The 19,437-nt window shown below is 38.0% G+C and carries 18 protein-coding genes; 5 read left to right on the top strand and 13 right to left on the bottom strand.

What is annotated here, in order from left to right; all coding sequences use genetic code 11:
- Positions 1–224 precede the first annotated feature (224 nt).
- Positions 225–1,100, bottom strand: coding sequence for a nucleotidyltransferase-like protein (locus tag J7E77_RS21960; protein ID WP_214716996.1), 876 nt, complete (start codon positions 1,098–1,100; stop codon positions 225–227).
- Positions 1,101–1,252: 152 nt separating this feature from the next.
- Here J7E77_RS21960 and J7E77_RS21965 point away from each other — a divergent pair, with 152 nt between their 5' ends.
- Positions 1,253–1,597 (top strand): YgzB family protein, encoded by a 345-nt coding sequence (locus tag J7E77_RS21965; RefSeq protein ID WP_088085881.1) that lies wholly within the window; start codon positions 1,253–1,255, stop codon positions 1,595–1,597.
- 112 nt (positions 1,598–1,709) lie between these two features.
- Here J7E77_RS21965 and perR read toward each other — a convergent pair whose 3' ends face one another.
- The 6 genes from perR to J7E77_RS21995 form a co-directional block, all read right to left on the bottom strand.
- Positions 1,710–2,147 carry a peroxide-responsive transcriptional repressor PerR gene (gene perR, locus J7E77_RS21970; protein WP_026564336.1) on the bottom strand — a complete coding sequence of 146 codons (438 nt, stop codon included), beginning with the start codon at positions 2,145–2,147 and terminating at the stop codon, positions 1,710–1,712.
- Positions 2,148–2,555: 408 nt separating this feature from the next.
- Positions 2,556–3,026 (bottom strand): thioredoxin-dependent thiol peroxidase, encoded by a 471-nt coding sequence (bcp, locus tag J7E77_RS21975; protein WP_214716997.1) that lies wholly within the window; start codon positions 3,024–3,026, stop codon positions 2,556–2,558.
- Positions 3,027–3,105: 79 nt separating this feature from the next.
- Positions 3,106–3,504, bottom strand: a complete 399-nt coding sequence (locus J7E77_RS21980; RefSeq protein WP_214716998.1) for an ion channel — start codon at positions 3,502–3,504, stop codon at positions 3,106–3,108.
- A 71-nt stretch (positions 3,505–3,575) separates the two neighbouring features.
- Positions 3,576–4,361, bottom strand: a complete 786-nt coding sequence (locus J7E77_RS21985; RefSeq protein WP_214716999.1) for an ABC transporter permease — start codon at positions 4,359–4,361, stop codon at positions 3,576–3,578.
- Between the two features lie 3 nt (positions 4,362–4,364).
- The gene (locus tag J7E77_RS21990; protein WP_214717000.1) at positions 4,365–5,156 is read right to left on the bottom strand and encodes an ABC transporter permease; all 792 of its coding nucleotides are present in this window, start codon (positions 5,154–5,156) and stop codon (positions 4,365–4,367) included.
- A complete protein-coding gene (locus J7E77_RS21995; protein WP_214717001.1) occupies positions 5,157–6,164 on the bottom strand; it encodes an ABC transporter ATP-binding protein in 1,008 nt (335 codons plus the stop codon).
- Positions 6,165–6,324: 160 nt separating this feature from the next.
- Between J7E77_RS21995 and J7E77_RS22000 the strand changes: the two genes are divergently transcribed.
- The 3 genes from J7E77_RS22000 (at position 6,325) to J7E77_RS22010 (ending at position 13,714) form a co-directional block, all read left to right on the top strand.
- A complete protein-coding gene (locus J7E77_RS22000) occupies positions 6,325–7,620 on the top strand; it encodes a glutamate-1-semialdehyde 2,1-aminomutase (RefSeq protein WP_214717002.1) in 1,296 nt (431 codons plus the stop codon).
- A 321-nt stretch (positions 7,621–7,941) separates the two neighbouring features.
- Positions 7,942–12,411 (top strand): glutamate synthase-related protein, encoded by a 4,470-nt coding sequence (locus J7E77_RS22005; protein ID WP_214717050.1) that lies wholly within the window; start codon positions 7,942–7,944, stop codon positions 12,409–12,411.
- 229 nt (positions 12,412–12,640) lie between these two features.
- The gene (locus J7E77_RS22010) at positions 12,641–13,714 is read left to right on the top strand and encodes an FUSC family protein (RefSeq protein ID WP_214717003.1); all 1,074 of its coding nucleotides are present in this window, start codon (positions 12,641–12,643) and stop codon (positions 13,712–13,714) included.
- 14 nt (positions 13,715–13,728) lie between these two features.
- Here the strand turns inward: J7E77_RS22010 and J7E77_RS22015 are convergent, their stop codons facing one another.
- The 5 genes from J7E77_RS22015 to fabL form a co-directional block, all read right to left on the bottom strand.
- Complete coding sequence (locus J7E77_RS22015) at positions 13,729–15,495, bottom strand: ABC transporter ATP-binding protein (protein WP_251026735.1); 1,767 nt, start codon at positions 15,493–15,495, stop codon at positions 13,729–13,731.
- 86 nt (positions 15,496–15,581) lie between these two features.
- A complete protein-coding gene (gene ntdP, locus J7E77_RS22020; RefSeq protein ID WP_088085870.1) occupies positions 15,582–16,112 on the bottom strand; it encodes a nucleoside tri-diphosphate phosphatase in 531 nt (176 codons plus the stop codon).
- A gap of 203 nt (positions 16,113–16,315) precedes the next feature.
- Positions 16,316–16,573, bottom strand: a complete 258-nt coding sequence (locus J7E77_RS22025) for a YgaB family protein (RefSeq protein ID WP_214717005.1) — start codon at positions 16,571–16,573, stop codon at positions 16,316–16,318.
- Between the two features lie 149 nt (positions 16,574–16,722).
- On the bottom strand, positions 16,723–17,055 hold the full coding sequence (locus J7E77_RS22030) for a gamma-type small acid-soluble spore protein (protein WP_214717006.1): 333 nt from the start codon (positions 17,053–17,055) through the stop codon (positions 16,723–16,725).
- Between the two features lie 74 nt (positions 17,056–17,129).
- Positions 17,130–17,879 (bottom strand): enoyl-[acyl-carrier-protein] reductase FabL, encoded by a 750-nt coding sequence (fabL, locus tag J7E77_RS22035; RefSeq protein WP_214717007.1) that lies wholly within the window; start codon positions 17,877–17,879, stop codon positions 17,130–17,132.
- A gap of 114 nt (positions 17,880–17,993) precedes the next feature.
- Here fabL and J7E77_RS22040 point away from each other — a divergent pair, with 114 nt between their 5' ends.
- Positions 17,994–18,218, top strand: a complete 225-nt coding sequence (locus tag J7E77_RS22040) for a hypothetical protein (RefSeq protein WP_168242299.1) — start codon at positions 17,994–17,996, stop codon at positions 18,216–18,218.
- A 26-nt stretch (positions 18,219–18,244) separates the two neighbouring features.
- On the opposite strand, the gene mutY is transcribed toward J7E77_RS22040, so the two are convergent.
- Positions 18,245–19,345: an A/G-specific adenine glycosylase gene (gene mutY / locus J7E77_RS22045; protein ID WP_214717008.1), complete on the bottom strand. Its 1,101-nt coding sequence runs from the start codon at positions 19,343–19,345 to the stop codon at positions 18,245–18,247.
- Positions 19,346–19,437 lie beyond the last annotated feature (92 nt).

Consider the following 19,437-nt stretch of genomic DNA (forward strand, 5'->3'; position numbering starts at 1 on the left):
AAACTAAAAATTTTGTTTGTTTGCACGATTTTGTTTGTTTAGTTTTCAAAGATCAATTTCTCATTCGCTCGTAAGCGACTTCATTAATATAACACAAAGCATTTGAAAGTGTCAATAACTTTTTTTAAACCGCCACTTACGAAAACATCATTTAGTTTGTTTCGCAGCGACGGTTATTAATATACCAAGTAACAACGAAAAGGTCAATAGGTTTTATTGTTTTTTTACGATAATTTTTTATTGAGTCGATAACCTCTATGAAAAACCCCTTGGCCCTTCGTTTCAATATTAACTACTTCTATCAAATGTTTATCAATTAAATATTCAAGAAGCACTCCCAAATCGACTGAGTATGGGAGCAACTCTTCTTCACTCATAATTTCATTAAACATCCAAATTTCCTTACGACTAAGAATATCTAACAAATGGACTGTCCCAATATTTGTTCTCGAATGGATCATGAACTCGCTCGCAAGGAACAGCAGCTCAAGTCTTTTCTCAAGCGTTTCTTCGCTATAGACAAGTTCTTCGTATAGTTTATAAATTTCTGGTTCAATCTGTTTTACTTGATTCCATACAGTCAGTTCTGGATGGAGTCCATTTTCTAATATTGCTAACCTGGCAAGATGGTGCAGCGAATGGACAACATAGTTGTATGCATCTAAAAACTGATGACCTTCAAACAAAGCTTTTCCATCCACATATCGCCGAATCAATTTGGCAAATTCTAAACCCATTTTTATTTTGCGTCCGTTAAAAGGAAATTCTCGCAATTCCGTTTTTAAATTGGCAACGTATTCGTTTCGATCAAAAATGATTTTTGCCTCATGAAGCCATTCAAATATTTTCCGATTCGATCCTAATAATAACCACTCTTGCAACTGCGCTTCTGTGATGATATGCATTGCTGCCTTTTTATCGTAGTAAGTATAGTGCTTAATGAATAGCGGCTGATCCGCTTCTTTGACAAGAACTAAGAGAATTTCATCAAATGAATCTGTTATATGGCTTAACTTTTGTTTTTTTTGTACCATTAATACTCCAAGGGTATTTAATTGGCTCGCCCTTTCTTGATAAATAGGCCGAAGGATGTCTTCCATCTTCATTCCTCCATTTTTTTCAGGTAGCAATATAAGTTCGACAAGGAAAACAAATCTCCTTCTTTATTCAAAGACAAATTTCGACATTCTTCTACGTAGACTTTTCTTTTCTATTTATAAATATGGTATAGTTTTCTCTAGGAGGGAGTTACATGGCAAAATATTCGAGTAAAATAAATAAAATTCGTACCTTTGCATTATCGTTAATTTTCATTGGTTTCATTGTTATGTATGGTGGTATCTTTTTTCGATCTTCACCACTTATTATGACCATTTTTATGATTTTGGGCCTACTTTTTATTATTGCCAGTACTATTGTTTATTTTTGGATTGGAATGCTTTCTACAAAAACCATCCAAGTAAAATGTCCAAGCTGCGGTAAGCATACTAAAATGCTTGGTAGAGTGGATATGTGTATGTATTGTCGTGAGCCATTAACCCTTGACCCTAATTTAATAGGCAAGGAATTCGATGAGTCCTATAATAAAAAATCCTAAAAATAAAAAGAGGAAGAAGTAAACCAATCTGCAGAATAGCTGCCATGGATTACTTCTTCCTCTTTTATTTGCAGCAAAAGACTTATTTTTTAAAAATCAGCCGCCATCCAATTTAATGCACTTCTTTACTTGCGCACTCTGGGCAAGAACCGTAAATTTCCATACGATGATTCTCGACTTTAAAGCCGGTTACATGCGATGCTAAGTGCTCCACTTCATCTAAGCCCGGATAAAGGAAGTCAACAATTTTCCCACACTTCTCACATATCACATGATAATGATGGGATGTTACAAAATCAAAACGGCTGGAGGCATCTCCAAAAGTTAATTCCTTCACTAGACCCACTTCACGAAATACTCGTAAATTATTGTAAACTGTCGCCACACTCATATTAGGGAATTTTCCCTCTAGAGCTTTATATATATCATCTGCGGTAGGATGTGACATCGAGTTTATTAAATATTCAAGTATCGCATGACGCTGCGGAGTAATCCGTACCCCTGTTTCTTTTAAGGTATCCAACGCTTCTTTTAACTGATTCATCGCCATGCACCTTCTTTCTAAAAAGTATTCTTAGATTATAATTGTTATAATTAATTTTACTAAGTAATTTGTACTTTTGTCAATATTGTTATCTCATTAACGGGAAATGTTTATTTCCTTTTTCCATGTTTGTTTGTATTTTATGATAAATATTATCAATTATTTCTTTCCCTTGAAAATTTTCATTATTAAATGACTCACCGCAAGTCCAAACCTAGAACTTATTTCATGATAAATCCCATATACACTTATATAAATTGAAATTTAGAAATCCTTTTTATTTCCATAAAAAAAGGGCCACTATGGACCCAAAGTTTATCTGAGGAGGTATGCCCTAATAAAATGATATTCAATCTAACGTTTCTTGCATTGGACAAATGCCTTTTCTGCACAAAATAGGCTTCAGTAAGCAGATCAGCTTAACTGTTCTCGTATGTAAGATAAAGCCTCTTCTACATGACCTTTAACTTTGACCTTTCTCCATTCTTTGACGAGTTTGCCTTCCTTATCAATAATAAAAGTAGATCTTTCTATACCCATGTATTCTTTCCCAAAGTTTTTCTTTAACTTCCAAACTCCAAATGCTTCCGCTAAAAGATGTTCCGTATCTGCAAGTAGCAAAAATGGCAAACCATATTTCTCTACAAATTTCTGATGGCGGTCAACCGGATCCGGACTGACTCCCAAAATCACGGCATTTACCTCAGTAAATTGTTGAATTTGATCCCGAAAATCACATGCTTCGGTTGTACAGCCCGGAGTCATGTCTTTTGGATAAAAATAAATAACAACATTTGTGCCCCGAAATTTTGAAAGATTTACTGTTTCTCCATTATTGGCTTCTAACTCAAAATTCGGTACTTGCATTCCGATTTCAACAGTCATCCCTACCACTCCCATTGTAAATTATTCCTTATCGTTAGCGTAGCAAAATCCTAGCTGGCAAAACAACTCTCCCGCATCACTAGCTGACTTTTTCCCGATCAAAAACAACGCGGGCAACAAATGCAGCAGGTAGTGTATAACCGATCAACGCCTCTGTAACGGTAAGGATTCTTCCTATCCCTTGTGGAATGACATCGCCATTCCCAACTGAAAATAAGGTCATTGCACTAAAGTAAAAGCTTGTTTCAAAAATATTTTTGTTTTGATTATTTACCTCTATCAACAATGACATTCCGATTAATTCAAAAAGCAAATAAATAAGACCAAAACCAATAATGACAGTCAAATACACAGAACCTAAATACAAAAAATTATCAATTGATACCAATTTACCTTTTACGGTATTTGGAATAAAAAGCGTCCTTAAACTCATAAAGATGCAAAAGATGACGATTGGAAGCAAGAAAAAAAACACCACAGACCACCTCTATTTTAACATCTGGTATTTAATTTCTATGCACGCTTGACCAATAAAATATCAAATTCTAGTTAATTGCCCGCACCTCGGTATTTTTTTACTCCTTGATTCCAAAGCATTACGGAAAGTACGAAAAAAACAATTCCCATCACAGGTGTTAAGAACGAATACCAAAACCATTCTTTTTTTCCAAGGAAAAAGGCAGCAGGATAAACACCAACAAAGGCAAATGGCATCACCCATGTTAGTACAAAACGAATTAGTTTATTATAGATATTAACTGGGTACCTGCCATAGTTGCTAATATTGTACATCATCGGCATAAGAGATGTACGCGCATCTGCCCAAAAGCTAATGCAGGCAATCATGATGAAAACTCCACCATAAACCAATGCCCCACCGAGGACAAAAACAATAAAAAAGATTGGATCGAACCAATGGACTTCCAGTCCCAATCGACTCCCCGCATAAAACATAACAGCAAGTCCTGTTAATGCCCCTAACAATGATTCCAATTCAATTCGTTCAAGGATAATTTGAAAGAGACTGTGTATCGGCCTTGTTAAGATACGATCCAGCTCCCCCTTAACTATATAGCGCTCATTAAAATCCCAAATGTTAAAGAAGGCAGAAAAGACTGCGGAAGGTACTAGAAAAAATCCATAGATAAATATGATTTCATCCCTGTTCCAGCCATTTAACAAATTGGTATGTCCAAAGACGACCAATATGAAAATAAGGTTTATTGCTTGTGATAGTAAATCAGAGAAAAACTCTACAAATATATCTGCTCGATATTGAAGTCTCGTTTTTAAATATTGAGATATATATTGAAAAAACATAGATATATAAAACAACTCTTACCCCCCTTGAATAATCAGTTGTTTCTTCGCCAAAATCCAAAGAATTTGGATTGGAAAAAATAATATGATTACCCAAACAAATTGTTGAGAAATTGCTTCGAGTGCCTGGGTATGGGAAAAACCTTTAGTAACAATCATACTGGGAAAATAACTGATTCCTTGAAAGGGAAGATATTTCATCACATCCTGTGCCCAGCCTGGAAAAAAACTAATCGGCAGTAGCAGCCCTGAAAATAAATCAATAACGACACGTTTTGCCCGAATTAGCCCAGAGTTATTATATAAGAAGAAAGTAGTAATCCCAGTTAATAAATTCAGTTCCGTATTAATAAAAAAACTTAACAGGATCGAGAGCGCAAACAATCCCCAGACACTTGGATCCCATGTAAATTTAATAGGAAAGACGAAGTAAACAATGATCATTCCCGGTCCAGAAAAAAAGAATAACCTGAAAATCCCTTCCCCCAGTCCTTGCATCGTTTTCATTCCAAGATAATTATAGGGCCTGATTAATTCAATAGCCACTTTACCTTCCATAATTTCTAATGCCATTTCACGATCTAGATTGTTGAAGTAAAATGCTCGCGCCATCCAGGAGACAGCTACATATGTGGTCATCTGAGTGACAGATAAACCAACAATATGTTCCTTAGAACCATAGATCGCCGACCATAAAAAATAATAGGCCCCAATGTTTATGCTATAGATTAGAATTCCTGTGTAATAATTGGTTCGGTATGCAAGCATCATTAAAAAGCGGATTCTAATCATTTCAAGGTATTTATCCACTTAAACTGCACCCTTTTCATAGATATTTCGAATGATTTCTTCTGTAGATGTTTCGTTTATTTTAATATCTTTAATTTTAAATGCAGCTACTACTTTGGCAATTACTTGTGAAATAAGTTCATCATTATCTTCAAGTGTGGCTGTAAAGATTTGCTCTTTTTCGTCAAGGTCCCACTTAACAAGCATTCCGCTGGTGAGATTTTGCACGGCAGAAATTCCAACCTTCTCAAGAAACTGAAACTGAAGTTCTTTCCCTTCGCCCCATTTCTCCTGAAGATTCTTAAGCGCACCATCATAAATAACCTTACCTTCATCGAGCATAATTACCCGCTCGCATAATGCCTCAATATCGGTTAAATCGTGTGTGGTTAAGAGGATTGTCGTTTGATATTTCTCATTGATTTCTTTTAAAAAATCACGAATCTTCAACTTAACGAGTACATCTAAGCCAATCGTCGGTTCATCCAAAAACAATAGTGGCGGATTATGAATCAACGCAGCCGCAAGCTCACACCGCATTCTTTGGCCAAGAGATAATTTGCGCACAGGCTTATCTAAGAGCGGCTCGATATCTAATGTTTGTATCACATGATTCATGTGGCTGTTATAATCTGCATCTGATACCTTATACACCTTTTTCAAAAGGCGAAAGGATTCTTGAACAGCAATATCCCACCATAATTGCGAACGCTGTCCGAAAACAACTCCAATGGTTTGAACAAATTGTTCCCGTTCTTTATGAGGATTCATTCCATTAACGATGATTTGCCCTGAAGAAGGCGTTAAAATTCCTGTAAGCATTTTAATCGTGGTTGATTTCCCTGCACCGTTTTCACCGATATAACCAACCATTTCACCCTTTTTCACTGTAAAATTAATATCATTTACAGCCGGAACAACTTTATAATTTCTTGTTAGTAAGTCCCGAAACGCCCCTTTTAAACCTGTCCTGCTGGAATATGACTTAAACTCTTTTCGTAAATTTTTGACTTCAATCACATTTTTCATTTTTTCCTCCCGAAACAATGCCCTAAAGAATTAGTTTAGCCAATTGAGGTTGATAAAACAACAATCAAGCACCCCATTAATTTTCGCAAAAGTGAAAACAGATTAAGAGGGTGAAGAAAAGTGATAAAATAGGTAGGAAGCAATTTAAGGAGGAAAAAAAATGAAATTTATTAATTCAGAAAGATTACATAATGAAGCACTTGAACACATTGTTGGTGGAGTTAACAGCCCCTCTCGTTCTTATAAAGCTGTTGGCGGAGGTGCTCCGGTTGTAATGGAGCGCGCACAAGGTGCTTACTTTTGGGATGTCGACGGCAATCAGTATATCGATTATCTCGCAGCATATGGGCCCATTATTACCGGTCATGCCCACCCACATATCACAGAGGCAATCAAACGTGCAGCAGAAAGCGGCGTCCTTTATGGTACTCCAACACCTCATGAAGTGAAATTTGCGAAAATGTTAAAAGAAGCAATTCCTTCTATGGAAAAAATTCGTTTCGTAAACTCAGGAACGGAAGGCGTGATGACAACGATCCGAGTGGCTCGTGCCTACACTGGCAGAGATAAAATTATTAAATTTGCCGGCTGTTATCACGGTCACTCTGACCTCGTCCTTGTTGCAGCAGGCTCGGGGCCATCTACATTAGGCACTCCAGATTCTGCGGGTGTTCCGAAAAGTATTGCGCAAGAAGTGATAACGGTACCTTTCAATGATATCGAACCATTTAAAGAGGCAATTGCTAAATGGGGCGACCAAATCGCAGCAGTATTAGTGGAACCCATTGTTGGTAACTTCGGGATTGTAGAACCAAAGCCAGGTTTCTTGCAGGAAGTTAATGAGATTACTCATGCAGCAGGCGCACTTGTAATTTATGATGAGGTCATCACGGCCTTCCGCTTTATGTACGGCGGTGCTCAAGATTTATTAGGCATCCAGCCGGATCTAACCGTGTTAGGTAAAATCATTGGCGGTGGTCTTCCCATTGGTGCCTACGGTGGCCGAAAAGAAATTATGGAAACCGTTGCACCGCTCGGACCAGCTTATCAGGCAGGGACAATGGCAGGGAATCCCGCTTCCATCCTTTCAGGTATCGCCTGTCTAGAGGTTTTAAAACAAGAAGGAATATATGACTATTTAGACCGTTTAGGTGCGATGCTTGAAGAAGGAATTTTAGAGGCAGCTATGGAAAATAATATTCAAATTACCATTAATCGTTTGAAGGGTGCGTTAACTGTTTATTTTACAAATGAAAAAATCGAAAACTATGTACAAGCTGAAAACACAAACGGTGAAACATTTGCAAAGTTCTTTAAACATATGCTCCATCAAGGAATAAACCTTGCTCCATCCAAATATGAAGCATGGTTCTTGACAATCGCTCATACTGAAGCAGATGTTGAAGCAACACTACATGCGGTAAGAAATGCATTTTTCTCACTTAACAACGAATAAATATGCACATTTTATGCACAAAAAGGAGTGGAAATCACTCCCTTTTTTTTAAAAAATCATCTTGAAAACGTTTACAATAAGATGTTCCCTCATTTATCCTACACCTTTTAACCACTATTTTCTTATCCAAATTACTGCATATTTATTTGATTTCTGAAAATTCTTATGATACTATTATATTATTATTTTTAGATATACTTTTTAACTTTATACCTCGTTAAAGTAACAACCGAAAACTATCTACAAACACTATATTCTCAAACTTTAAGTTTCATAGGAGGTGAAAGAGGCCTTAGCAGATATATGCTAAAGCCTAATAAGATGACACAAAAATGGACCCCTTCCCTTTTCAAAGATTTCCATAAACAAGAACACGATGCCTGCGGGATTGTCGCATGCCTTGAAAAAACTAAGAGCCCAACTAGAAAAAATATATTTGATTGTATAGACGCTCTTGTGACAATGAATCATCGCGCAGGTTTTATTAACGGTGAAGGCGATGGCGTTGGCATTCATACCGATATCCCTGTCGAGCTTTGGAAAGAAAAATTGCTTCAGGCTGGCCAGGAACCCTCACTAGCTGAAAAAGAAGAATTTGCTGTTGGTCATGTTTTCATTAGTCAAAAGGTAAACTGGGAAACTACCAAACAAGAATTAATTAAGAAGTTGGAAAAATACGACTTTGATTTAATTTATGAAACTGATAAGGTTACGGACACTTCTGCACTTGGTCCCATTGCCATTCAGGAAAACCCTGTTTTTTGGCAATTTGCCTGTCTTTCCACAAAAAAAGGGCAGGAATTATCAAAATCCCTTTTCGATGCATTAGTTGATTTAGAAACAAACGAGCATGTCCATGTGGCTTCACTAAGTCAGAACCATGTGGTTTATAAGGTTATGGGGGCTGGGGATATTCTTCCACGTTACTATTATGACCTTGCGAATCCACTTGTTGCTTCAACCATGACACTCGGACATAATCGCTATTCTACGAATACACTTTCAAGCTTTTTCCGGGTACAGCCGTTTAGTGTTCTCGGGCATAATGGGGAGATTAATACCATTGCAAAGCTTCGTGATGAAGCAAAAATGATTGGTGTACCGCTTGTCAAAGATGGCAGTGACTCCCAAGATTTAAGCCGTACAATGGAAACATTGATTTGCCGCGAAGGATTTTCATTATTTGAAGCAATGGATGTTTTATTCCCGCCAATTATCAATGAAATTAAGGCATATCCTGAAAATCTCCAAGATCTATATACCTATTTAAGGGAAGCATGGGGACACTTTGCCCAAGGACCTGCAGGTATTATTTCTCGATTTGGTGATGAAGCAGTATTTAGTGTGGATGCTCTTGGTCTTCGTCCGCTTTGGATGCTTGAAATTGATAGTTCTTATCTGTTTTCTTCAGAACCAGGAATCATTTCTTCAAGCGAATATACGAACGATCCGAAGCCTTTAGCACCAGGTGAAAAGGTTGGCTTTAAATGGAACGGTGAAACGTTAGAAGTATTTGAACAAGCTCGTTTTCAGAATGAGGTCTACACCCGTTTTTCTGAAAAGTTAAATTTCAGTGAGGTTAGGGTGCGTTTGCTACCACCAGCTTTAGGTAAAACAGTTACGATGAATTATCCTGATAAAATCCATAATGGACAATATAAAGCTTTTGGCTGGGAACGAGATCATATCCAATTAATCGAACAAATGGCAGAAAAAGGTGTGGAACCGATTCGTTCACTTGGCCACGATGCCCCACTTGCTGCGCTTAACCCAGAGCGTAAAAATATTGCCGATTATTTTAAAGAAAGTGTTGCCGTTGTAACGAATCCTGCTATTGATAGAGACCGTGAAACAGAACACTTTTCCACACGTGTAATTATTGGTAAGCGTCCAACATTATTCAATAAAGAAAATAGTGAAACTGTAATCGAACTAACAACTCCTCTATTATTGGAAGGAAAAGCTGGCTACAGCCTATCTGAAAGTTTAGATCAGCCAAGTTTTGATCAAGTTGTCCACCATTTTCAGGAACAAAAGTTAGTAACCTTTATATCTACGACCTTCAAAAAAGAAGAAAAGTTAGAGCTTGCATTAGAAAGACTTGCAAATGAAGCAGTTCAAGCAGTTCAGGCTGGAAAAACATTACTTGTTCTTGATGATGCAAAAGCACACCAAGAAGATTCCTATTGGATTGATCCGCACTTAGTAACATCTGCGATTGATCAAGCACTAGTTAAGGCAGAAATAAGAAGGGATTGTTCTTTAGTTCTACGTTCTGGAGCTATACGATCACTTCATGACATTATCACTGCTTTTGGATTAGGTGCAGATTTAATTAGCCCATATTACATGTTCTTAACGGTTCTAGACGAGACAACTAAGCCTTTAACCAATCTATATAGTGCTTTGACAAAAGGATTAGAAAAAGTAATTTCAACAATAGGCATTCACGAACTGAGAGGTTACGGTCGCCTTTTCTCAAGTATCGGATTACATGAGGAAATCGCTAGCCTATTAAACATCGTTAACTTTTTTGGCTCGAAGGAACTTGAGACTGATTTTGAAGCGATGAAGATGGATGCTTTGTCTAGAGCAGAAGATTACCATAGTGAAAAGGAAAGAGTCGGAAAGACTTTCCATCTCTTCCCACGTATTTGGAAGGCAATTGGTGAAGTGGCTGCTACTGGTGACTACAGTAGTTATCGTGATAAAATCTCCGAACAAGAAACGGAGAATCCAACAACGATTCGCCATTTAGTTCAACTTAAAAAGAGTCATAAATCTCTCTCACCTGATGAGGTTAATCTTCGTGTTGGGGACCATGATTTACCGTTTCTTATTTCTTCGATGTCATTTGGTTCTCAGAATGAAACAGCCTTCAGAGCTTATGCTGAAGGAGCAGACCGGTTAAACATGATTAGTCTAAATGGTGAAGGCGGAGAAATCAAAGATATGCTTGGCAAATATCCAAAAACAAGAGGTCAGCAGATTGCCTCTGGAAGATTTGGCGTAAATGCTGAACTACTTAACTCTTCGAATTTATTAGAAATCAAAATTGGGCAAGGCGCTAAGCCTGGTGAAGGCGGTCACTTACCAGGGTCAAAGGTAACTGCGAAGGTTGCAGAAGCACGTAATGCAACACTTGGTTCTGATTTGATCTCACCATCAAACAACCATGATATCTACTCAATTGAAGATTTAGCACAAATGATTCTTGAATTAAAAACGGCAAACGATCAAGCAAAAATTGCTGTTAAGGTTCCAGTTGTACCGAATATCGGAACGATTGCTGTCGGTATTGCCAAAGCTGGTGCAGACATTATCACCTTGAGCGGCTTCGATGGCGGTACTGGTGCAGCCAGAATACATGCCCTTCAGCATGTTGGTTTACCTGTAGAAATTGGTGTAAAAGCAGCACATAATGCCCTACTTGAAAGCGGCCTTCGCCATAAAGTAGAAATCTGGGCTGATGGTGGTATGAAGAGTGCCATGGACGTTATGAAGATCATGCTCCTTGGTGCAAACCGAGTTGGTTTCGGTACGCTTTCAATGCTGGCAATTGGTTGTACGACTTGCCGTGGTTGCCATTTAGATACCTGTCATGTTGGTATCGCGACACAAATTGAATCAGAAGCACAAGCAAAGGAGCATGGCTTACGACGTTTTGTTCCACGCCAATTAGAATTAGCAGTGCAGGGAATTATGAATCTCTTCACAGCCTTTGGGACAGAGTTGAAGTCAATTGCAGCATCGGTTGGTATTCGCAATTTACAGGATGCTGTTGGACGTTCTGATTTATTAGAGCAAATGAAAGGCCAAGGCCAGCTTAGCCTCTCCTATTTGTTAAAGCCGCTAGAAATTAGCCAATTTGCAAAAACAGAAGCATCTAAATCAATTGAAGAAGTTCAAATGCAGGTTGCAGTGGGTGCAGAGTATCTTGATGGCAGTGTCGATCAGTTACACTCATCTCGCGAATTTGCAAGTGTCACTTCTGAACAACGTGTGCTAGGTAGCCGTGTTTCATGTCATCGTGTTCGTGGAAGACTTGATGGTTCATACAAGCAACTTCCATCCGTACAACTTAAATATAAGGGTGGTTCCATTCCTGGAAATGGTTTAGGTGCTTATAATAGTGAAGGAATTGACATTACTGTGAATGGCGGAGGTCAGGACGGTGTCGGAAAGACTTCTTTTGGTGGAAATATCTATATCCTAAAATCCAAGGGTAAAGATGGAAATTATTACAACGGTTCCGTCGGAAAAGGGTTTGGATATGGTGCTCAAAAAGGTCTTCTTGTAGCACAAGGAAATGCCGATGCACGTGCAGGGATTAGACTTTCAGGTGCTGACTTAATTATTGGCGGTGCTGTTAAGAAGCCACTTCCAGAAAAAGAAGCAGGTAACATTGGTTCAAATGCTAATATTAAAGGTTTTGCCTTTGAATACATGACTAATGGCCGCGGCCTTGTACTGGGAGACCCAGGACCATGGATTTGTGCAGGAATGACGGGCGGGGTTATCTATATTCGCCAGCAGCCTGAGATGGGATTAACGAAAGAAGCCATTCAAAGAAGGATTGCAAAAGGAGCTAAGGTTTCAGTTGTTGATCTAAACGAAAAAGGCAAACAGGATATTAACGAGCTATTAACCAAGTATACTGACTTGCTTGAACAGAATGGTCAGGCTGACGAAGCTAATCAACTTCGTGTACTTTTAACTGATCTTGAAAATCAATTTGTGCAGGTTCTTCCTGTCAAAGAACAAGCAGATCCAGCTGTATCAACAGAATGATCAAGAATACTAATAGTAACGTCCGCTGCTCTAGCGGGCGTTTTTTTATATGACATTCTCCTGTAAAAAATGAAAAATAAATTCATATTATTTCTCTTGATAATATATGATAATCAATGTATAGTAACTTATTGCTGATTGAAAAAGCGCCAGTTCTGTTTTCGATGTAAAACTGTTACCTGGGGCTGCCATAAACTATATTTTTATTTTTGAAAGGAAACTATTTGGAATGAAGTTAGGTGCCCGCATCTTAAAAACGGGAATTGCTATTGTGTTATCCCTTTACTTAGGTCAGTTATTACATTCACCCTCACCGGTATTCGCCGGCATTGCTGCCATATTTGCGATACAACCGACCATTTATCGCTCCTATTTAACAATCATTGAACAAATTCAAGGAAATATCATTGGTGCTTTACTTGCAGTGGTTTTTGTACTTCTGTTAGGAAATCATATTATTGTCATTGGCTTGGCTGCTATTATTGTGATTGGCATTAATTTAAAGCTTAAACTCGAAAATACGATTGGTTTATCACTTGTTACGTTAATATCCATAATGGAAACACCAGGTGGCGATTTCATACCATTTGCCGGGATCCGTTTTTCTACCATCATGATTGGGGTCTTTTCTGCATTTTTAGTCAATCTAGTATTTATGCCGCCAAAGTATGAAAATAAACTTTATTTTAGAATGACGAGCACAACGGAAGAAATTATTAGATGGATCCGTTTAAGCACCCGGCATGACTTCGATCATAATCTTCTCAAAACAGATATTGATAAATTAAAAGAGAATATCATTCAAATGGGCCAGTTCTACAGTATGTACAAAGAAGAACGCAGTTATTTTAAGAAAAATAGTCTGGAAAAGTCACGTAAGCTTGTTATTTATCGGCAAATGCATTCTGCTGCAAAAAAGGCACTTGATACTTTAAAAAGACTTCATCGTTTTGAGAATGAATTATTACACCTTCCAGAAAAATTCCAACAATCGATACAGGAACAATTAGACTGCCTAATTTACCATCATGAACAGCTCATGCTTAGATTTATTGGTAAAATACCAAACCCTCCTGCCGATAATGAAAATACGATCTGCTTAAATAAAAAGGAATTATTTGATTTATTTTTACTCCACCAGCAAGAAATTGCCGACCATGATAATCCACTTCATTATCATACAATGCAAATTGTTGCTTCGATTATTGATTATGGTGAACAGGTAGAACATCTTGATACACTGATTACAAGCTTCCATTCGTATCATCATAATGAAGTCTCGATCGACGAAGAAAGTATATAAAAAACCGAAGCAAATTACTCTGCTTCGGTTTCTTTTTGTTCTAACTGCTGCACTTGAAAAAGTTTGTAATAATTTCCTTGCTTCGCCATCAACTCGTCATGTGTTCCGACTTCTACAATTTGACCATGTTCAATCAGGACAATTCGATTTGCGTGAGTAATCGTTGACAATCGGTGTGCAACAATAAAGGTAGTCCTATCCTTGGCTAACTCCTTGAGTGATTCTTGTATAGCATGCTCACTCTCTAAATCTAGTGCAGAGGTTGCTTCATCAAGAATTAAGATAGGTGGATTTTTCAAAAAGACACGGGCAATCGCAACTCGTTGTTTCTGACCTCCAGAAAGCTTAACCCCGCGTTCGCCTACCTTGGTGTTATACCCTTCTGACAGGTTTAAGATAAACTCATCGGCATTAGCCGCTTTTGCAGCCATGTATACCTCTTCAGCAGAAGCACTTGGTTTTCCTAATAAAATATTATCCATAACCGATTCACTAAATAAAATATTATCCTGAAAAACCACACCAATTTTGTCTCTCAGAGTTTGAACCTTAAATTGACGGATGTCTACCCCGTCTAAAGTGATGCTTCCTTCGGTCACGTCGTAAAAACGGGGAATCAGACTAACAAGTGTGGATTTCCCGCCGCCGCTCATTCCTACGAGCGCTATCGTTTCTCCCCTTTTTACATCTAAAGTAATATTTGCCAAAACCATTTCCTCTTTTTTTTCATAAGAAAAATAAACATTCTCAAACGAAATGTCCCCGTGTACCTCGCTGCATTCTCTCGCATTAGGTATATCCACGATATCATACTTCTCATCCAAAAATTCAAATACCCGATCCATAGATGCAAACGATTGAGTAATAGTGGTGGAAGAATTAACCAATCTCCTTAATGGATTGTAAAGTTTATCAATATAGGCAAAAAACGCAACCATTGTCCCTAGTGATAGTTGACCTTGAATAACGAGGTAAGCAGAATAGCCAATGACTATTAATGGGGCAACATCCGTAATGGTATTAACAGTCGAAAAGGCTTTCGCATTCCAGCTTGTATGCTGTAATGCCTTTTCTAAGAAGTTTTTATTCTGCTTATCAAATTGGCCTTGTTCATAGTCTTCAATCGCAAAGCTCTTGATTACGGGCATCCCTTGCACCCGCTCATGTAAATAGGCCTGGACTTCGGCTAGGGCCTGTGAGCGCGAACGTGTCAATATCCGTAAATTCCCAAAGAAAAATCTAATCGAGAAGGCGTAGAGTGGAAACAGCAAAATCGAAACAAACGTCAGCTTAACATTCATAGAAAACATAAGAATAATTGCAATAATAATTGTGGCTATATCCAGCCAAAGGTTCATTAATCCTGAAATGACAAATGTCTTCGTTTGCTCAACATCATTGATGACTCGTGATATAATTTCTCCAGCACGGGTATTTGAAAAATACCTAAAGCTTAACTTTTGGATATGTGTGTACATCGTATCCCGAATATCATATAATATTTTACTGGACGTCCACTGGGCAAAATATTGCCGATAATATTCGATTGGCGGCCTCACGATGACAAAGATTACTATCATTACACCCATAATGAACATCAGTTTATCCATTTTTTCACCGTGGGATAGGGTAGGACTTCCAACAATGTCATCGACAACATATTTAATCAGCATCGGAATCATTAGTGGAATGGAAAATTTGATTACTCCAATGATAATTGTCCCAATTACTTGCAAACGGTATGGTTTTACAAATTGAAGATACCTGCGAATACTGTTCAAGTTGGTCCTCCTTTCGGAATCTTCATTAAAAAGCAAATAAAAACCTGTTGACCAAATCAACAGGCGCATATAATTCTAATTGCCATCTAACGTCTGTATGTTAAATAACGTTCGTACCAGATATCGATAAAATCTGGTGCAAAAGGGCCATTCCGCTGCCGAATCCATTGAATCAACTTGTCAACATTTCTTTTTAGGATTTGATCGATAGGAGCTGGATAATTCATTTCCCGGCGATGACGTTCATACTCATCCTCGTCTAATAAATTAAAGGTCATATCAGGAAACACCTTTATATCAAGGTCATAATCAATATACTTTAGTGCTTCGCCATCAAATATAAATGGTGAACTGATATTACAGTAATAATAGATACCATCCTCACGGATCATTCCAATCACATTGAACCAATATTGTGAATGAAAATAACAAATAGCTGGTTCTCTTGTTATCCAGGTCCTGCCATCTGATTCTGTCACAAGTGTTCGGTCATTGCCTCCAATCACCAAATTTTGTGTCCCTTTTAAAACGGTTGTTTCTTCCCAGACGCGATGGATGTGCCCATTGTGCTTATAACTATGTATTTGCATTGGTTCACCTTCGATGGGTACGCCCATGTTTCTCCCCTACCTTCATTCCTGAACGCTTTGTAACCTATTCTTAACAATATATAAATAAATAATGACAAAAGGCAACAAAGTACAATTCCTATTTTCTATTATTATAACGGTTGGGAACAGATTTTAAAACAAAAGAGCCATATTTCGATGGCTCTTTGTAAAAATTTGCGAATTTTTTTAGATATTCTTGGTTTTTTCACCTAAAAAGATGCTGTTAGGTTCATTTCCCGATAGGAATTAATTACCTCTTCTGTCTGCTTTTCAAAAATGGTCTGGATCTCTTTCAACTCTTTTTTCTTCAGTCGGATATCAGCTTGAACACTTTCAAGGTCTGTAGCATCCTGCAATGTTTGTAGTTCTTCTTCGATTTGTTGACAACGTTCAAGTTCTCCTTGAAGGTATAGCAATTTTTCCATCGTCACCATTTGATCGGAAACTAATCGGTTAAAATGATCCATTTCCCTCACCGCCTTATTAGTTGTATCTAATATGTATTCGCGAACCGGACCAATTCTCCTTTGACAACATATGTAACCTTAAGAGAAGTTTTGTCGAAACAGAAAGAAGACACTCTATACGAATCTAGAGTGCCTTCTGCATACTATTATTAGCTTTGACCAAATTGGCCATTACCTTGGTTTTTACGAGCTTGAGATTGTTGGTTTTGTTGTCTTACTTCTTGAGCATCTGTTTGGCTTGCAAATTCAGTTCCGAATTGGCCTGAAGAGCCTTGGGAACCTTGTCCTGAAGCAGATTGAGACTTTTGAGCCGATTGTTGGTTTTGTTGTCTTACTTCAGCAGCATTTGTCTCACTAGCGAATTCAGTTCCGAATTGGCCTTGAGAACCTTGACCAGAAGTAGATTGAGCGTTTTGTTGTCTTACTTCCTGGATGTTAGTCCCAGCTGAAGTTTTGTTTGGCTGTTGATTGAAGTTTGCCATTGATATCACCTCCACGAATATAATGTAACCATGCTTCGTGGAGATTATCCGCAAAAAATATTATTTAAAAATAATTAAACGAGTAATGAAATTCCACCATCAATAATAATGGTCTGACCCCTAATCATGCTTGATTCTTCTGATAAAAGGAACATTAAACAATTGACCATGTCCTCAATTTCAACCATTCTTCCAGCAGGAGTTTTTTCTTTTGCTTCTTGAAGAAGCTCTTCACGGTTTGGAAAATGTTTTAATGCTTCGGTATCGACAGCACCGCCTGAGACTGCATTAACGACAATATTCTTCGGGGCTAGCTCAACTGCCAAATATCTTGTCAGAGCCTCAAGTGCTGCTTTAGAGACCCCTACAACCGTGTAATTTTCTAAATAGCGGATGGAACCGAGTGAACTGACGCTGACAATTTTCCCCCCGCCATTTCTCTCCATTAATTTTGCTGCTTCCTGTGCACAGAATAGCAAAGCTTTGCTATTTATGTTTAAGGTCCAATCCCAGTGTGATTCTTCTAACTCCATGACTGGACGCTGAACTCCTGATGCCGCATTATTGACAAACACATCCAGGCGGCCAAATTCCGCATCGATTTGTGTGAACATATCTTTAATTTTTGCAACATCGCCAACATTGGCTTTTACAACTAGCACCTTTCTTCCTAATGCTTCTATTTGTTCAGCAGTTCCAAGGGCAGACTTTTTACTTCTTGCATAATTAATAACAATATCATATCCTGCTTCTGCCAAACGTAATGCTGTTGCCTTACCGATTCCCCTGCTGCTTCCTGTAATGAGTGCTACTTTCTGAGTCATCTAACTATTCCCTTCTATATTCAAGTATTGTTATCATTTTAACTTTTCCAGGAATAGAAGACAATTATTATAAAACACTAAGGAGTAAATAACCTTTGAAAGGAAGTAGAAAATATGTATGTTGGACGAGATATGACAGAGCTTTCCATGATGGCTAAATCTGATTGGGAAAACAGTGAGCTTGCTTTTTTTCATCACTCATTTCAGCAAATTACTCCATATTTAAATAGCGAAGGACAAACGATTCACCGCGAGATTATTGAAGAAATTGAGAATCGCGGCGGAATCAATCGTCAAGAAGCAGATTATACACATGGAACAAAAACGGTATATGAATGAAAATGAACGCCGCTTAAATATGGCGTTCATTCCATCTGGTGTTCATGAAAAATCTTGAGCATTTTTTGGGAGGATACAGGGAAAGCAAACTCTTTCATTTCTTCGAACGAAACAAGTTTCCATTCTTCACTTTCTTGAAAGACTGAATTTAAGGTCCCTGAATAGACCTTAATATTCCACACTAAGTGGGAAAAGGTATGTTCCAGCTGACCGATAATTTTTTCAAATTTTACTTTTAAATCAAGAGAATGGTGAAATAGGTCCGCTACCTGCTCCCGTTCATTTTGTATGGGGTGATGGATCTCAACATTAGGGAATTCCCATAAATTTGCGAGCAGTCCAGTTGCCGGCCTCTTGTGGATTAATACCTTACCATTTCCATCCAAAAGGATAGCAGCAGCAAGTTGAACGTTTCGTGTCTTGGTTTTTTTAGTTTTTATCGGAAGTTCATTTTGAACTCCCTCATCAAAAGCTTGGCAATGTTCTCGAACCGGACATAATAAACATGAAGGAGAAGTGGGTGTACAAATTAACGCTCCCAATTCCATTAAAGCTTGGTTGAAAGAGGAAGGGTCTTCATGTGAAATTAACTGTCGCACTGCTTTTTCAAAAATTTTCCGCGAAGAGGATTTTGCAATGTCTTCCCAGATGGAAAGGACTCTTGATATAACCCTCATCACATTTCCATCCACAGCCGGCTCTGGAATCCCATAAGCAATACTTAATATCGCACCAGCTGTATAAGGTCCAACCCCTTTTAGTTCAGCTATCTGTTCTGGGGTGTTTGGCACTTCACCGTTATATTTCTCGCTTACTTCCTTTACAGCTGATTGCAAATTTCGAACCCTTGAATAATATCCCAGCCCTTCCCAGGCCTTAAGTACTTTATCCTCCTCTGCCTCGGCAAGGTCATCAATGGTGGGAAACCATTCAATAAAGCGATTAAAATAGGGGATAACTGTATCAACTCTTGTTTGTTGGAGCATAATTTCTGAGACCCATATTTTGTATGGATCTTGGTCTTTTCGCCACGGCAAGTCCCGTTGTTCCCGTTTAAACCAGGATATTAAATCATTTTGAAAAGCAGATATGTTGATTTTTTCTATATTCTTTAGTTCAATTATCATAACTTTTGTTCCTCCAGATGTTGTTAACATGTATGAAAAAAGGCAATATAATTAGTAATGTATTGGTTTTACGATAATTCAATTTGTTTAGT

This window comes from Bacillus sp. ISL-77 (genome assembly GCF_018613105.1).

Coding starts and splice junctions, on each gene's coding strand:
- J7E77_RS21960 (WP_214716996.1), bottom strand. CDS start 1,100: ATGGAAGACATCCTTCGGCCTATTTATCAAGAAAGGGCGAGCCAATTA.
- J7E77_RS21965 (WP_088085881.1), top strand. CDS start 1,253: ATGGCAAAATATTCGAGTAAAATAAATAAAATTCGTACCTTTGCATTA.
- perR (WP_026564336.1), bottom strand. CDS start 2,147: ATGGCGATGAATCAGTTAAAAGAAGCGTTGGATACCTTAAAAGAAACA.
- bcp (WP_214716997.1), bottom strand. CDS start 3,026: ATGACTGTTGAAATCGGAATGCAAGTACCGAATTTTGAGTTAGAAGCC.
- J7E77_RS21995 (WP_214717001.1), bottom strand. CDS start 6,164: ATGAAAAATGTGATTGAAGTCAAAAATTTACGAAAAGAGTTTAAGTCA.
- J7E77_RS22000 (WP_214717002.1), top strand. CDS start 6,325: ATGAAATTTATTAATTCAGAAAGATTACATAATGAAGCACTTGAACAC.
- J7E77_RS22005 (WP_214717050.1), top strand. CDS start 7,942: ATGACACAAAAATGGACCCCTTCCCTTTTCAAAGATTTCCATAAACAA.
- J7E77_RS22010 (WP_214717003.1), top strand. CDS start 12,641: ATGAAGTTAGGTGCCCGCATCTTAAAAACGGGAATTGCTATTGTGTTA.
- ntdP (WP_088085870.1), bottom strand. CDS start 16,112: ATGGGCGTACCCATCGAAGGTGAACCAATGCAAATACATAGTTATAAG.
- J7E77_RS22025 (WP_214717005.1), bottom strand. CDS start 16,573: ATGGATCATTTTAACCGATTAGTTTCCGATCAAATGGTGACGATGGAA.
- J7E77_RS22030 (WP_214717006.1), bottom strand. CDS start 17,055: ATGGCAAACTTCAATCAACAGCCAAACAAAACTTCAGCTGGGACTAAC.
- fabL (WP_214717007.1), bottom strand. CDS start 17,879: ATGACTCAGAAAGTAGCACTCATTACAGGAAGCAGCAGGGGAATCGGT.
- J7E77_RS22040 (WP_168242299.1), top strand. CDS start 17,994: ATGTATGTTGGACGAGATATGACAGAGCTTTCCATGATGGCTAAATCT.
- mutY (WP_214717008.1), bottom strand. CDS start 19,345: ATGATAATTGAACTAAAGAATATAGAAAAAATCAACATATCTGCTTTT.